16 protein-coding genes are annotated in these 13365 nt (G+C 68.2%); 9 read left to right on the top strand and 7 right to left on the bottom strand.

The genetic code is table 11. The annotated features are described in order from the left end of the window. Positions 1-50: 50 nt before the first annotated feature. The gene (locus EV653_RS15645) at positions 51-1829 is read left to right on the top strand and encodes a glycerophosphodiester phosphodiesterase family protein (protein ID WP_134103428.1); all 1779 of its coding nucleotides are present in this window, start codon (positions 51-53) and stop codon (positions 1827-1829) included. On the opposite strand, the gene EV653_RS15650 is transcribed toward EV653_RS15645, so the two are convergent. Continuing rightward, positions 1826-2881 (bottom strand): carboxylate-amine ligase, encoded by a 1056-nt coding sequence (locus tag EV653_RS15650; RefSeq protein ID WP_134103430.1) that lies wholly within the window; start codon positions 2879-2881, stop codon positions 1826-1828. The genes EV653_RS15645 and EV653_RS15650 overlap by 4 nt on opposite strands. 42 nt (positions 2882-2923) lie before the next feature. Between EV653_RS15650 and EV653_RS15655 the strand changes: the two genes are divergently transcribed. Together EV653_RS15655 and EV653_RS15660 are read left to right on the top strand one after the other, a co-directional pair. Beyond that, positions 2924-3661, top strand: coding sequence for a HipA family kinase (locus EV653_RS15655; protein ID WP_134103432.1), 738 nt, complete (start codon positions 2924-2926; stop codon positions 3659-3661). Continuing rightward, positions 3658-4032: a DUF3037 domain-containing protein gene (locus tag EV653_RS15660; RefSeq protein WP_134103434.1), complete on the top strand. Its 375-nt coding sequence runs from the start codon at positions 3658-3660 to the stop codon at positions 4030-4032. Before EV653_RS15655 ends, EV653_RS15660 begins: the two co-directional genes overlap by 4 nt. On the opposite strand, the gene pgm is transcribed toward EV653_RS15660, so the two are convergent. Continuing rightward, positions 4029-5651 (bottom strand): phosphoglucomutase (alpha-D-glucose-1,6-bisphosphate-dependent), encoded by a 1623-nt coding sequence (pgm, locus tag EV653_RS15665; protein WP_134103436.1) that lies wholly within the window; start codon positions 5649-5651, stop codon positions 4029-4031. The genes EV653_RS15660 and pgm overlap by 4 nt on opposite strands. 122 nt (positions 5652-5773) lie before the next feature. Between pgm and EV653_RS15670 the strand changes: the two genes are divergently transcribed. After that, positions 5774-6439: a maleylpyruvate isomerase N-terminal domain-containing protein gene (locus EV653_RS15670; RefSeq protein ID WP_134103438.1), complete on the top strand. Its 666-nt coding sequence runs from the start codon at positions 5774-5776 to the stop codon at positions 6437-6439. On the opposite strand, the gene EV653_RS15675 is transcribed toward EV653_RS15670, so the two are convergent. The 4 genes from EV653_RS15675 to EV653_RS15690 are packed head-to-tail and all read right to left on the bottom strand — an operon-like array spanning position 6436 to position 9267. After that, entirely contained in the window at positions 6436-6792 is a 357-nt protein-coding gene (locus EV653_RS15675) for an MmcQ/YjbR family DNA-binding protein (protein WP_134103440.1), read from the bottom strand. The two genes, EV653_RS15670 and EV653_RS15675, sit on opposite strands and share 4 nt — an antisense overlap. A 4-nt stretch (positions 6793-6796) precedes the next feature. Beyond that, positions 6797-7447, bottom strand: coding sequence for a response regulator (locus EV653_RS15680; RefSeq protein ID WP_238159831.1), 651 nt, complete (start codon positions 7445-7447; stop codon positions 6797-6799). Next, a complete protein-coding gene (locus EV653_RS15685; RefSeq protein WP_134103444.1) occupies positions 7437-8633 on the bottom strand; it encodes a sensor histidine kinase in 1197 nt (398 codons plus the stop codon). The genes EV653_RS15680 and EV653_RS15685 overlap by 11 nt, the downstream gene beginning before the upstream one ends. A 13-nt stretch (positions 8634-8646) precedes the next feature. Next, positions 8647-9267, bottom strand: coding sequence for a hypothetical protein (locus EV653_RS15690; RefSeq protein WP_134103446.1), 621 nt, complete (start codon positions 9265-9267; stop codon positions 8647-8649). 239 nt (positions 9268-9506) lie between these two features. On the opposite strand from EV653_RS15690, the gene EV653_RS15695 reads away from it, so the two are divergent. Beyond that, entirely contained in the window at positions 9507-10049 is a 543-nt protein-coding gene (locus tag EV653_RS15695) for a hypothetical protein (protein ID WP_134103448.1), read from the top strand. Positions 10050-10151: 102 nt separating this feature from the next. Next, positions 10152-10637, top strand: a complete 486-nt coding sequence (locus EV653_RS15700; protein WP_166679411.1) for a hypothetical protein — start codon at positions 10152-10154, stop codon at positions 10635-10637. Between the two features lie 309 nt (positions 10638-10946). Here the strand turns inward: EV653_RS15700 and EV653_RS15705 are convergent, their stop codons facing one another. Then, positions 10947-11498 carry a YceI family protein gene (locus tag EV653_RS15705; RefSeq protein WP_134103450.1) on the bottom strand — a complete coding sequence of 184 codons (552 nt, stop codon included), beginning with the start codon at positions 11496-11498 and terminating at the stop codon, positions 10947-10949. A 148-nt stretch (positions 11499-11646) separates the two neighbouring features. Here EV653_RS15705 and EV653_RS15710 point away from each other — a divergent pair, with 148 nt between their 5' ends. The 3 genes from EV653_RS15710 to EV653_RS15720 all read left to right on the top strand — a co-directional run bounded on the left by EV653_RS15710 (position 11647) and on the right by EV653_RS15720 (position 12930). Continuing rightward, on the top strand, positions 11647-12036 hold the full coding sequence (locus tag EV653_RS15710) for a hypothetical protein (protein ID WP_134103452.1): 390 nt from the start codon (positions 11647-11649) through the stop codon (positions 12034-12036). A gap of 87 nt (positions 12037-12123) precedes the next feature. Beyond that, positions 12124-12612, top strand: a complete 489-nt coding sequence (locus EV653_RS15715; protein ID WP_134103454.1) for an FBP domain-containing protein — start codon at positions 12124-12126, stop codon at positions 12610-12612. A 63-nt stretch (positions 12613-12675) separates the two neighbouring features. Next, positions 12676-12930, top strand: coding sequence for a hypothetical protein (locus tag EV653_RS15720; RefSeq protein ID WP_134103456.1), 255 nt, complete (start codon positions 12676-12678; stop codon positions 12928-12930). Positions 12931-13365: the final 435 nt, after the last annotated feature.

Consider the following 13365-nt stretch of genomic DNA (forward strand, 5'->3'; position numbering starts at 1 on the left):
GGGGCAGACAGCCTCAGGAATGTCCCGCCCCCTCCGGAAGGAACCCCCTCATGCGCCGCCTTCCCCGCGCACTGCTTCCGTGCGCGCTGATCGCCGGACTGCTGCTTCCGGCCGCCCCGGCCGCCGCCCACCATGGCGATTTCGACATCCAGGGCCACCGTGGTGGCCTCGGGCTCACCGTCGAGAGCACGATCGCGTCGTTCTCGCACGGTCTGGAGCTCGGCGTCAGCACGCTGGAGCTCGACGTACAGATCACCCAGGACGGGTACGCCGTCGTCACCCACGACCGCAAGGTCGACGGCAAGAAGTGCCGCGACACCGCGCCGTACACCCCGGACGACCCGGAGTACCCCTACGTCGGCAAGTTCATCAACACGCTGTCGCTGAAACAGGTCGAGCAGCTGGACTGCGGGTCGCTGCCACAGGCGAACTTCCCGCAGCAGCAGCCCGACCCGGGCGCCCGGATGCCGGAGCTGCGCGACATCTTCGCGCTGGTGCACCGCTTCCGCGCGTACGGCGTGAAGCTGAACGTGGAGACCAAGGTCGAGGCCGGTGCGCCGGCGGAGACCGCTCCGCGTGAGCAGTTCGTCCAGGTGGTCGCCAGTGAGATCCGTAAGGCGAACATCGCCCGCCAGGTGACGATCCAGAGCTTCGACTGGGGTTCGCTGATGCGGATGCACCAGGTGATGCCGCAGCTGCCGCTGGTCGCGCTGGACAACTTCGACTTCCTGCAGGTCGGCAAGCCGGGCAAGTCGCCGTGGCTGGGCGGTCTCGACATCGACGACTTCGGCGGCGACCCGATCAAGGCAGTCAAGTCCGTCGGCGCCTCGGCGATCTCCCCGGTCGACGGTTTCCCGCAGGGCGGCAAGATCACCGACCCGGCGTTCCGTCCGTACTTCACCAAGGACACCGTGAAGTCGGCGCACAAGGCCGGTCTGAAGGTCATCCCGTGGACGGTCGACGACCCGGCCACCATCAAGTGGTTCATCGAGCAGGGCGTCGACGGCATCATCAGCGACTACCCGGACCGCGTGCGCGACGTCGTACGGTCCGAGGGCTTCCGGCTCCCGAAGGCGTACGACGCTCCCGCCGTACGGGCATTGCCGTCGGCGCACGCGCACAACGACTACGACCACCGGCGGCCGTTGCAGGATGCGCTGGACCGTGGGTTCAACAGCGTCGAAGCGGATGTGTGGCTGGTCGACGGCGAGCTGCGCGTCGCACACGACCTCGCGGACGCCAAGCCCGGTCGCAACCTGGAGAGCCTGTACCTCAAGCCGCTCGCAGACCGGGTCCGGCAGAACCACGGTCAGGTGTACAAGCACGGTCAGGACTTCCAGCTGCTGATCGACATCAAGAGCGACGGGCCCTCGACGTACGCCGCCGTTGACAAGGTGCTGGCGAAGTACCGCGGGATCAGCACTCGTTTTGTCAACGGGCGAGTGCTAGAGGGTGCGGTGACGTCCGTCATCAGCGGCAACCGCCCGCTGGACGACATGAAGGCCCAGGAGGTCCGGTACGCGGGCTACGACGGCCGGCTGGGCGACCTGGGGTCGGGCATGCCTGCGTCGTTGATGCCGTTGGTCAGCGACAACTGGTCCAACGTCTTCGCCTGGCGGGGCGTCGGTCCGATGCCGGAGGCCGATAGGACCAAACTGCACGACATCGTCGTCAGCGCGCACCACGCCGGCTACAAGGTCCGCTTCTGGGAGACCCCGGACACCCCGGGCGCCGCCCGCGAGGCACTGTGGCGGGAACTGGTCGCGGCGAACGTCGACTACATCAACACCGACGACCTGCACGGCCTGGAAGACTTCCTGCGCGGCTAGGGCTTCACCTCCGTGAGGGCGATGAGGTCGTCGCCCTCACGGAACACCTTCTGTTGTTTCATCGCACCGTTTCCTTCGCGGAACGCTCGCTCGATGCCGTCGTCCACCATCGTCAGCGCGTGGAGCTCACGCAGCGCGGGCTCGACGTGCGCGCGGAGGTCCTCGATCACCTGCCGCATGGGCTGCTTCTCACCGGTCAGGACGTCCAGCCCGTCAGCCGTCAGCCCGTCCCGGGCAGCCAGCCAGTACGCCGCTGACAAGATCTGCGGCTCCAGCTCAGGGCCCAGTCCGCCGTCGTCGAGCGCGGTCATCACCAGGGCCCGGGCCAGCGTCGCCAGCAGCACTGTCTCGTCTACCGTGAGCGGCACGTCACTGACCCGCACCTCGATCGTCGGCAGATGTGAGGAAGGCCGGGCGTCCCAGTAGACCATCTGCTCGTCCATCAAGCTCCCGGCCGCCAGGTACATGGCCACCAGGGCTTCGTAGTGCTCTACGGACTCGAGGTACGGTGGTGCGCCCGCGGACGGCCAGCGCGACCACATGATCCAGCGCCAGCTGGCGAACCCGGTGTCCTGGCCCAGGTAGATCGGTGAGTTGGCGGTCAGCGCCAGCAACGCCGGCAGCCACCGTCGCAGGTGGTTCGACACCCGGATGGCAGCATGCTTGTCCGGTACGTCGACGTGCACGTGGCAACCGCATACCGCCTGCTCCCGGGCCAGCTGGCCGTACCGCGCTTCCATCTCCTGGTACCGCGGCTTTTTCGTCACCAACTGCGACGGCTGGCCGTAGAGCGGCACCGCGGTGGCCAGTAGCCGCCCACCTTCGTCGGCTGCCGCAACCGCCAGCGCCGAACGCATGTCGGACAGGGCCTGGTGCAGCTCACCCGCCGTCGTGCACACCGGACTGTTCGTCTCCACCTGTGCCCTGGTCAGCTCCAGCGTGATGTCCTGGTCGCCCAGTTCGTCGACGACCTTCTTGTTCCGCGGCAGGGGCTCACCGGTGGCCGAGACGAGCAGCAGCTCCTCCTCGACCCCGATCTTGGGTTGATTCACCCTGGACCGGTACCCGTCGGGTAACCAGTTAGGCTCTCCGGCGTGAGTCTGCCTGTGGTTACCGCGACGCGGTACGTCCTGCCGTTGCGTGAGGGCGGGTCGTTGCCCGGTGTTGTCGAGGGCAACGATCTGGGCACCTACGTGATCAAGTTCCACGGCGCCGGGCAGGGCCCGAAGGCGCTGGTGGCCGAGGTGATCGTCGGTGAGCTGTTCCGCCGTCTGGGTCTGCGGGTGCCGGAGCTGAAGCTGATCCAGCTCGACCCGGCGATCGGCAAGTCCGAGCCGGACTTCGAGATCCAGGAGCTGCTGATCCGCAGCGCCGGCCTGAACCTGGCCGTCGACTTCCTGCCGGGCTCCTTCGGGTACGACGGCTCGGCGGGCAACCCCGGTGACGAGGCGATGTCGCGGATCCTGTGGCTGGACGCGTTCGTGGCGAACGTGGACCGGTCGTGGCGCAACACGAACATGCTTGTGTGGCACAAGAACCTGTGGCTGATCGACCACGGGGCAGCGCTGTACTTCCATCACTCGTGGATGTCCGCCGAGAAGTTCGCTTCGTTGCCGTACGACGCCACCGACCACGTCTTCTCCGTCGCGGTGCCCGGGGTGGCGAAGGTGGATCGTGAGTTGACGGCAGCGATCACGCCGTCGCTGCTCGAGGAAGTCATCGGGCTGGTGCCGGACGAGTGGATCGCGGACGGCGATCGCGAGCGGTATCTGGGGCATCTTTTGGCGCGGCTTTCGCAGCGGTCGGCTTGGGTCCCGGGAGGTGCTCGATGAGTCCCTTCGACTACGTCATTCTGCGGGCTGCGCCGAGGATCCAGCGGGGCGAGTTCATCAACGTCGGGGCGGTGCTCTACTGCCGGGAGCTGGACTACCTGGGCGCCGGATGGGATGTGAAGCCGGAACGCCTGAGGGCCCTCGACCCGGCAGTTGACGTAGACGTCGTGTGTGCGTCGCTGGACCAGATTCGTGCAATCTGCGCGGGTGAGGCCGCTGGAGGGCCTGCCGCGGGTACCACGATCAGTGAGCGATTCCGGTGGCTGGCTGCGCCTCGCAGTACCGTCGTACACCCCGGGCCGATCCACAGCGGGATCACTGAGGATCCCGCTGCGGAGCTGGAGCGGTTGCTGGACGCCTTCGTGCGTTAGGCCAGTGCTTCGGACACGACCTCGCGGGCCTGTTCGAAGACCTGCTCCAGGTGTTCGGCACCCTTGAAGGACTCGCCGTAGATCTTGTAGAGGTCCTCGGTGCCGGACGGGCGGGCGGCGAACCACGCCGACTCGGTGGTGACCTTGAGCCCTCCGATCGCGGCACCGTTGCCCGGCGCCTTCGTCAGTCGGTCCACGATCGGCTCACCGGCCAGCTCGGTCGCTGTGACCGCGTCGGCGGACAGCGCCGACAGCTTGGCTTTCTGCTCGCGCGTGGCGGGCGCGTCCACCCGTGAGTACGCCGATGCACCGAAACGCTCCACCAGCTTGGCGTGGGCCTGCGACGGCGTCTCCCCTGTCACAGCAGTGATCTCACTCGCCAGCAACGCCAGCAGGATGCCGTCCTTGTCCGTCGTCCACACTGTGCCGTCGAAGCGCAGGAAGCTGGCACCGGCAGACTCCTCACCACCGAAGCCGACCGAGCCGTCGATGAGGCCCGGTACGAACCACTTGAAGCCGACCGGTACCTCCCACAGCCGACGGCCCAGGTCCGCGACCACGCGGTCGATCAGCGACGACGACACGAGCGTCTTGCCGACGGCGACGTCCGCACCCCATTGGCGGTTGCTGAATAGGTACGAGATCGCGACGGCCAGGTAATGGTTCGGGTTCATCAGCCCGGCGTCCGGCGTGACGATGCCGTGCCGGTCCGCGTCCGCGTCGTTCCCGGTCGCCACGTCGTACTTGTCCCGCTGCGCGACCAGCGAGGCCATCGCGTACGGCGAGGAGCAGTCCATCCGGATCTTGCCGTCGTGGTCCAGCGTCATGAACGACCAGGCCGGGTCGATCCGCGGGTTCACCACGGTCAGGTCGAGACCGTGCCGCTCGGCGATCGCGGACCAGTAGTCGACACTCGCACCACCCAGCGGGTCGGCGCCGATCTTCACGCCCGCCTCGCGGACCGCGGCCAGATTCACCACCGAGGGCAGGTCGTCGACGTAGTGCCCGACGAAGTCGTAGTCCCCCGCGTGCTGACGCGCCTGCTCGAACGGCGTACGGCGCACCTCGCGGTTGCCGCCGGCGATCAACTGGTTGGCGCGGTCGGCGATCCACTTGGTCGCGTCGGAGTCGGCCGGACCGCCGTGCGGCGGGTTGTACTTGATGCCGCCGTCACGCGGCGGGTTGTGCGACGGTGTGATGACGATGCCGTCCGCGTCCGCACCGGCGCCGCGGTTGAGCCGCAGGATCGCGTGCGAGACCGCAGGGGTCGGGGTGAGCCGGTCCGCGCTGTCCACGAGCGTCTGTACGTCGTTGCCGGCCAGCACCTCGAGCACCGTGCGCCAGGCCGGCTCCGACAGGCCATGACTGTCGCGTCCGACGAGCAGCGGTCCCGTCGTACCCTGACCGGCCCGGTACTCACAGACGGCCTGCGTGATCGCCAGGATGTGCGCCTCGTTGAAGGCGCCGTCAAGACTCGAGCCGCGGTGTCCCGACGTACCGAAGACGACCTTCTGGGCCGGATTGTCCACGTCCGGCGTGATGTCGTCGTACGCCGCCAGCATGGCATCGACGTCGACGAGGTCCTCGGGCTGAGCGGGCTGGCCTGCGCGTGGGTGCATGACCACATGCAACCACAAGAGCCTCACCGACCGTACGGCGTGAGCAACTCGCCGGCTTCTGACCGACCGGAGCAGCTTCGCCCTTGCCCATCGCGTCACCCTGTCGGTGCAATGTAGACGTGATGGACGCTACGAGAAGTGCCGAGCTGTACCACGCGGGGCGCGAACGGATGGCAGACGCGGTCCGCGACCTGAGCCTGGAAGACCTGGATCGCCAGGTGCCCGCCTGCCCGCAGTGGAGCGTGCACAGTCTGGTCTCGCACCTCACTGGTGTGGCGGCCGACTTCGTGGTCGGAAACGTCGTCGGTGCACCACGCCCGCCGTGGACCGCAGTACAGGTCGAGATGCGTCGCAACCTACCGATCGCAGAGGTGCTGGACGAGTGGGCGACCGTCGGGCCGCTGCTGGAGAAGCTGATCGTCGAAGGCACCACCTCGCACCCGCTGGTCTGCAACCCGTACGTCGACGCTGCAGTCCACGAAGCCGATCTGCACGGAGCCATCGGCAGCGGACGGCCGCCCACCGAGCTCTGGCTGGCCACACTGGACTGGATGCTCGACGAGCCTGGCCCACTGACCGTCATCACGCCGAACGGCACCTACTCGGTCAACTCCGACGGTCCGACCGCTGTGGCCCACACCGGCTCTTATGAACTCTTCCGGGCGGTCTTCGGTCGCCGGAGCACCACGCAGATCATGGACTGGGAGTGGGACGCACCAGAGCACGCTGCCAGCTGGAGTAAGGCGATCGCCAGCCTCCCGCAGACGTCTCTGCCGTTGAACGACTAGACCTCATCCAGCCGGGCGATCAGAGTCTTCGGTGCGATCTGGCGGAAGGCGTTCTCGACCAGGTCCTCGAAGTGCTCCCAGTCGACGTCCACGTCCAGGTAGACCCCGAGCCAGCCCCGGTGACCGACGTACGGCGGCCGGTAGAAGTGCTCCGGGTCCTCGGCGACCAACGCCTCCTGCACGCCGGGTGGCGCTGCCATCCACACGCCGAGGCGGTCGTCGTGGTGGTGGTCGGCGTACATGACGAACACCTTCTTGTCGCGTACGAACCAGGTCGGCTCACCGTGACTCGGCCGCTCGGTCGCCTCCGGCATCGCCAGGCACAGGCGGCGTACACGTTCGAGAACGTCCATCGCCCTAGTGTCGCGGACCTGGGGTCACGACGCCTGCCTCATAGGCGTAGACGACCGCCTGTGCCCGGTCTCGGAGGTCCAGCTTGGTCAGGATGTTGCTGACATGCGTCTTCACTGTCTGCTCGGCCAGCACCAACTCGTCAGCAATCTGCCGGTTGGAGAGTCCGCGAGCAACCAGCCGCAGTACGTCGGTCTCCCGCGGCGTCAGACGCACCGGAGTGATCGGTACGACGGGTTGCGCCCGCGCGAAGTCCTCCACGAGCCGACGGGTGACGGACGGGGCGAGCAGCGCGTCACCGGCGGCCACCACCCGCACCGCAGCTGCCAGCTCGTCCGGAGTGGAGTGCTTCAGCAAGAACCCGCTCGCACCGGCCCGGAGTGCGGCGTAGACGTAGTCGTCGAGATCGAACGTCGTCAGCATCACGATCCGCGGCGGCTCCCCCGGCGTCGAGCCGGCCAGGATGCGCCGGGTTGCGGCCAGTCCGTCGAGGACCGGCATGCGTACGTCCATCAGGATCACGTCAGGCTTCAGCTCGACGGCCAGCTCGACCGCCTGCGCGCCGTCGCCAGCTTGTCCGACAACCTGCAGATCCGGCTGCGCGTCGAGCAGCGCGCTGAACCCGGCCCGCACCATCTCCTGGTCGTCAACGACCATGACCGTGATCGCCACTCGCCACCTCCTGTCCGACCGGAATGATCGCCTGCACCAGATAACCGCCCTCAGGGGTCGGCGCAGCGCTGACTGTCCCCTCCACGAGGGCCACCCGCTCCCGCATCCCCGTCAGCCCATGACCACTCCCAGGGGCCGGCGTAGGACTGCCTGGCGGCTTCGTGTTGTGCACGGTGACCTCGAGCTCGCCACCGCTCCGCTTGACCGACACTTCCACTACTGCGTGCGGTGCATGCCGCACTGCGTTGCTCAACGCCTCCTGCACAACTCGGTACGCCGTCAGCTCAACGGTCTGGTCGAAGCCGGTTGCTACGTCACCTGTCAGCCGCACGTCCGCACCGGCCCGGCGCGTGCTATCGACGAGATCAGCGAGGTCCGCCAGTCCGGGCTGCGGACCCAGCTCCCCCATCGGTGGTTGCTCGACCGGTTCGCGCAGCAGCCGCAGTACACGACGCATCTCCGTCAGCGAGACACGTGCCGCGTTGGCGATCTCGGTGAACTCCTCCCGGACGTCCTCCGGTACGTCGGCCAGCCGGTGCGGCGCACTGTCCGCGCGAACCACCACGACGGACAGGTGGTGCGCCACGACGTCGTGCAACTCGCGTGCGATCCGGGCCCGCTCCTGCAGACGCTCCCGCTCGGCGCGCTCGACCTTGGTGATGGTCTCCTGCTCGGCCAGCCGCCTGTTCGTCTGACCGCGGGTGTGGATCAGGTCGCCCACCACGATCGCCACGGCCGAGAGGATCGCCATGGTGATCAGACCGCGCCAACTGCCGCGGTCCGGCGCCAGTTCGACGGCAACCACGCCGACGGCCTGCGTCGCCACCCACCAACCGATCTGCTCACGCCGTCCGAGTCCACGAGCTCCCACGATCGCGACGACGAACGCGTGGCCGAACGCTGCCGTCGTACCCCATGGCCACGGTTCACTCGAGCTGACCGGCGTCGTCACCGCCGCGGTGATGGCTGTTGTGATGAGCGAGACCAGCAACGCGGCCCGGGGCCGCAGCCACGCCAGCCCCAGAGCCAGCGCCCGCGCCATCGCGAGCGCCAGCACCGCGCCGAGCTGCACCTCGTAGTGCTGCCCGAGATCCATGACCGTCAGAACGAGCAGCGCCACGACCCCGAGCGCCGCAGCCCACGCCCACCGCCCGCGCGGCCATGTGTTCACGGTTGGACCCTACTCACAGTTGTTCGATCCACGACCAGAAGAACGCCAGGCTCGCGGCCGCCAGCACGATAGTTGCCGGGAGCACCCACTTGCGGGCCGCCAGTCCGTACAGCGGCCGGACGAGCTGGGCCTGCAGCGCGGCGATCCCCCGCAGCACGAACAGGAACGAGACGACGCACGGTACGGCGATGAGCCCATGCGCTGTCCACGCACCGGCCCGCGTCGGGCCGCCCCACGTGCCGGGCTCGATCGGGCCATGGTCGACGAAGCCCCAGAACGGTCCGCGCACCACCGCGGTGACCACCAGCAGCATCAGGAACCAGCTCATCAGCCCGAGCACCGCGCTGAGCAGCCCGTACCCGAACACGACCCCGGCCGTGGGCTGGCCAACCCGGTCCCCGCCGACCAGACCGCGCCAACCGAGCCGGTACGCCGCCAGCCTGCGCCAACGCCGTCCGGCGGTCTGCGGTTCCCCGAGCATCGCGTCCGCCAGCGTCTGCGCACTGACCGGCGCCAGCACAGCGTCGTACGCCAGGGATCTAGCGAGTGATCGGGCCAGCGACCTTGTCGGCCGCCGGGTCCTGCCGTCCGCCGGTTCTGCGTCCGCCCTGTGGCGGCTGGCTGTGTCCGTCATCGTGTCTCCTCGGGTCTCAAGGTCCTGAGATAGAGGCTAGAAATCGGACACTCCCGGCACATCCAGCCCGGGAGCCAACCATCGATCAGTACCCCGGTAGGGGGTGTCTGTGATCTAGGTCACAGTGACCACGATGCGTGCGACGACGTTACACGGTCAGTGCCGGACGGCGTACACGGCTCGCTGGGCTGCCACGGCACGAGCGGCGAGGCCGCGCCCAACAGGAGGTACTGGACACCATGCGCATGCGGAACCTGGCGGTGGCCGCCACGCTGATCCCGGTTTTGCTCGTTCCCGGCTGCGGCACCGACGCCGGCGTCGCCAACGCGGCACCCGCCGCGCAGAAGGCGGCCCGCCCGAGTCTCAGCGACCAGGCGGCCGCGGCGGCGGGCTCCGACGACCCGGTGGTCAATGCGTACTACGCGTACCGGATCGCGCTCGACGCGATGATGCGCAGCGGCGGCGGGAAGACAGCGGCCCTGCAGCAGGTGATGACGCCGAAGATGTACCAGGCGATCAGCGCCCAGGCGAAGTACTTCCGGACCAAGAAGCTGCACAACACCGGCACCACGAAGGTCCTCTGGGCGCAGCGGACCATCGCGTCGAACGGCGTCATCGTCAGCGCCTGCTACGACACCTCCGCGGCCCGCACGGTGAACTCCCGTGGCCACTCCGTCCTCCCGAACACCACCCCGACCCGCTGGCTGGACCAGATGCGCGTCCTCCCCCAGCAGTCCGGCTGGATCGTCGACGGGGGCACCACCACCCCTAACGCCTGCTAGTTCGTCCCAGTGCGGTCACGATCGCGCGCCCCTTGGATTCCGCTTGCCGCCGACGGGAAGACTCACCAGCAAGTGCCGGCTGGGTATGTCTGGGGTCCACCGATGATCGACACGAGTTTCCGCAATTGGCTACCGACGTGGTGCGGCGGCCGTCGTACGCCGGAGTCCTTCCGGCGGACGAATTCCCGCGTCAGTCGTCTCGCCGTCCAGTACGACGCCGAGGTCGACGCGGCGCTGCAACGCCTGTGGCCGAAGGCGCGGATCTATCACGATCGCGAATTCACCCGGGACCGCGCTGACTTCCTGCTCGTCGTGCGCGGCCGCGGCGTGATGATCGAGACCAAGGTGAAGAGCGACCCCGGACTGTTCCATGGGTCCACGCTCCCGCCGCTGCTCGATCGCCTGCAACGCGATGGCCGGCGTCTCGTCGTACTGCTCAATCAGGGTGACCCGACACCGGCTCGCGACCTGGTCACCACCAAGCTCGGCGACAAGGGCCGCATCGTCGTCTGGTCCGGACCGCACCACGACACCGAACTCCGCGAGGCCGTCGAATCGCTCCTGCACCAGACGAGTCGCCACCCCTGAACGCGAGCCCCCACGCCCTTCGTCCCTCTCAGGGGTCAACCCCCGAGATGGTCGGTGGGCACCTCGGAATCCGGGTCCGCAACCGACCATCTGAGGGGTCAACCCCCGAGACGGCCGGCTGGCGCCCCGGATCCGGGTCCGACCGTCTGAGGGTCAACCCCCGAGAGAGGCCAGCTGGCGCCCCGGATCCGGGTCCGACCGTCTGAGGGGTCAACCCCTGAGACGGCCGGTTGGCACCTCGGAATCCGGGTCCGCAACCGACCATCTGAGGGGTTGACCCCTGAGACGGACGAAGGGTCGGCGGTCGGGTCAGGCGTTCTTGATGGCCGAGACCTCGAGCTCCAGCGTGACCTTGTCGCTGACCAGCACGCCGCCACCCTCGAGCGCCGCGTTCCAGCTGACGCCGAAGTCCTTGCGGTTGATCACGACCGAGCCTTCGAGGCCGACGCGCTGGTTGCCGAACGGGTCGGTCGCCGCACCGGTGTACTCGAACGTCACGTCGACCGGCTTGGTGACGCCACGGATCGTCAGGTCGCCCGACACCACGAACTCGCCGTCGCCGCTCGGCTTGACCGCGGTCGACACGAAGGTGATCTCCGGGTGCTCGTCCATCGCGAGGAAGTCGTTGCTGCGCAGGTGCTCGTCGCGCTGCCCGTTGCGGGTGTTGATGCTCTTGGCCTGGATCGTCACCGTGCCGGACGAGTTCGCCGGGTTCTCGCCGTCGATGTGGAACGAGCCCTCGAACTCGTCGAACGCACCGCGAACCTTGGTCACCATCGCGTGCCGGGCGCTGAACCCGATCCGGGTGTGCGCCGCGTCGAGGGTGTAATCGCCGGTCAGTGCGGCGTACTCGTTGGACATCGCGGATTCCTCCAGAGGACTAGTTGAACTTTTCACAGTACAGATTTCACCTTTGACGCTCAGAAGTCCACCCCCCACCCGGCGTGTTCACCTCGTGGACCTGTCGGGGTCGGAGAATGGACGCGATCGACGGGAGAGCGGGGGTTCGGTGGAGCGGAAGGTGTTCTGCGCGTCGGAACCGAACGACGTCTACCGCGCAGTGAGTACGTCGCTCGGCCGGGAGCGTTTCTGGGCCACGTCGGCGCCGGAATCGGGCGGGGTGATCTCGTTCGTACTCGCCGACGGGCGCACCGGCGAGTGCCGGATCGAGGAGGCCGTCCAGGACGAGCTCTACCGATTGCAGTACTTCGGCCGCACGCTCACGTTCGCGCTCGCCGCCGGCGAGACGGGCGGGACCGAGCTCACGCTCAGCTCGAGCGACCCCGCCGACAGCGCGGAGGTGATCTCGCTGCTGCTGCGGCTGAAGGCATCGGTCGACTTCGGCGTCGACCTCCGCAACCACGACGAGACCCGGACCACGTCGTACGCCGACTGCTGACCGTTGCCCCAAGCAACAGAGTTAATCGGTTGCGGCGGGCCGGTGGCAGCGGGTCTCATAGGTGGCCGGAGAAACTGGAGGACCGTCGTGGAACCGCTCAGCGCCGACGAGATCAGGCGCTCGTTCGTCAATTCGACCAAGAGCCAGGTGAAGGCGATCGCGCTGCCGTCGCGGTTCACCGAGCTGCCCTGGGAGTCGCTGGACTTCCTCGGCTGGCGCGACGCCAAGGCCCCGAACCGGGGCTACCTGGTGGTGCAGCGCGACGGCGGGGTGACCGGGATCGCGGTCAGCACCCAGACCTCCGGAGCCGCGCGCCGGTTCGCCGGACTGTGCGACCTGTGCAACACCGCGCACCACGTCAGTGACGTCGCGTTGTTCGCCGCCCGCCGGGCCGGTTCGGCCGGCCGCGAGGGGAACACCGTCGGTATGTACATGTGCGCCGACCTCGCCTGCTCGCTGTACATCCGCGGCCTGCGCGAGCTCGACCTGCCCCAGGGCGAAACCGCTACACCGGACGTTCGCGCGGAGCGACTGACAAACCGCCTGGAGACTTTCGTCCGGCGCGTGCTCAGCTGAGGTCCTGGGACACTACGCTTGTCCCACTATCGGCCCGCAGAGGACAAGGGAGAGCGAGTCGCGATGACCGAGTTCCGCATCACGCACGAGATCCACCGGACACACCCGGACATCCGCGAGAAGCTCACCGCCACCACCATCGAGGCGATCAACGAGTCCAGCGCCCGCTCCGCCGAGGACGCGGCCCGCGTCCTCCGCCACAAACTCGCCGAAATCGGCGTCCAGATGAGCGAGCCCGCCTGCCTGTCCGCCATCGAACGCATCCGCTCCGGCAAACAACTCCGCTTCGAAATAGAACCCATCCCCGACGAAGGCTGACCCCCACCACCAACGACCCAGCCGACCGCGGAGTGCTCGCCGGCTCGTTGGTCGGACGTCCGTCGAGTGGTCGCCGGGCGGTTGGTCGGATGGTCGCCGAGTGATTGGTCGGATGGTCGCCGGGTGATTGGTCGGCTAGTTGGTCGTGGGGCCGTCGCCGGGTAGTTGGTCGCGCGGTCGCAGGACCGTCGCCGGGTAGTTGGTCGCGCGGTCGCACGACCGTCGCCGGGTAGTTGGTCGCGCGGTCGCACGACCGTCGCCGGGTAGTTGGTCGCGCGGTCGCGGGACCGTCGCGGGGCGGTTGATCTGGGGCGGTCGTGGAGCGGTCGCCGGGTGGGTTGCCGGGTTGATCGGCCGGTACGCCGCGCCATCGCCCGCCGAGCTGATCGGCCGGTACACCGGGTAGATCGCCGGGCGGTTGATCTGGCGCTTATG

It is taken from the genome of Kribbella pratensis, from assembly GCF_004365355.1.
In the GTDB taxonomy this organism is placed as follows: domain Bacteria; phylum Actinomycetota; class Actinomycetes; order Propionibacteriales; family Kribbellaceae; genus Kribbella.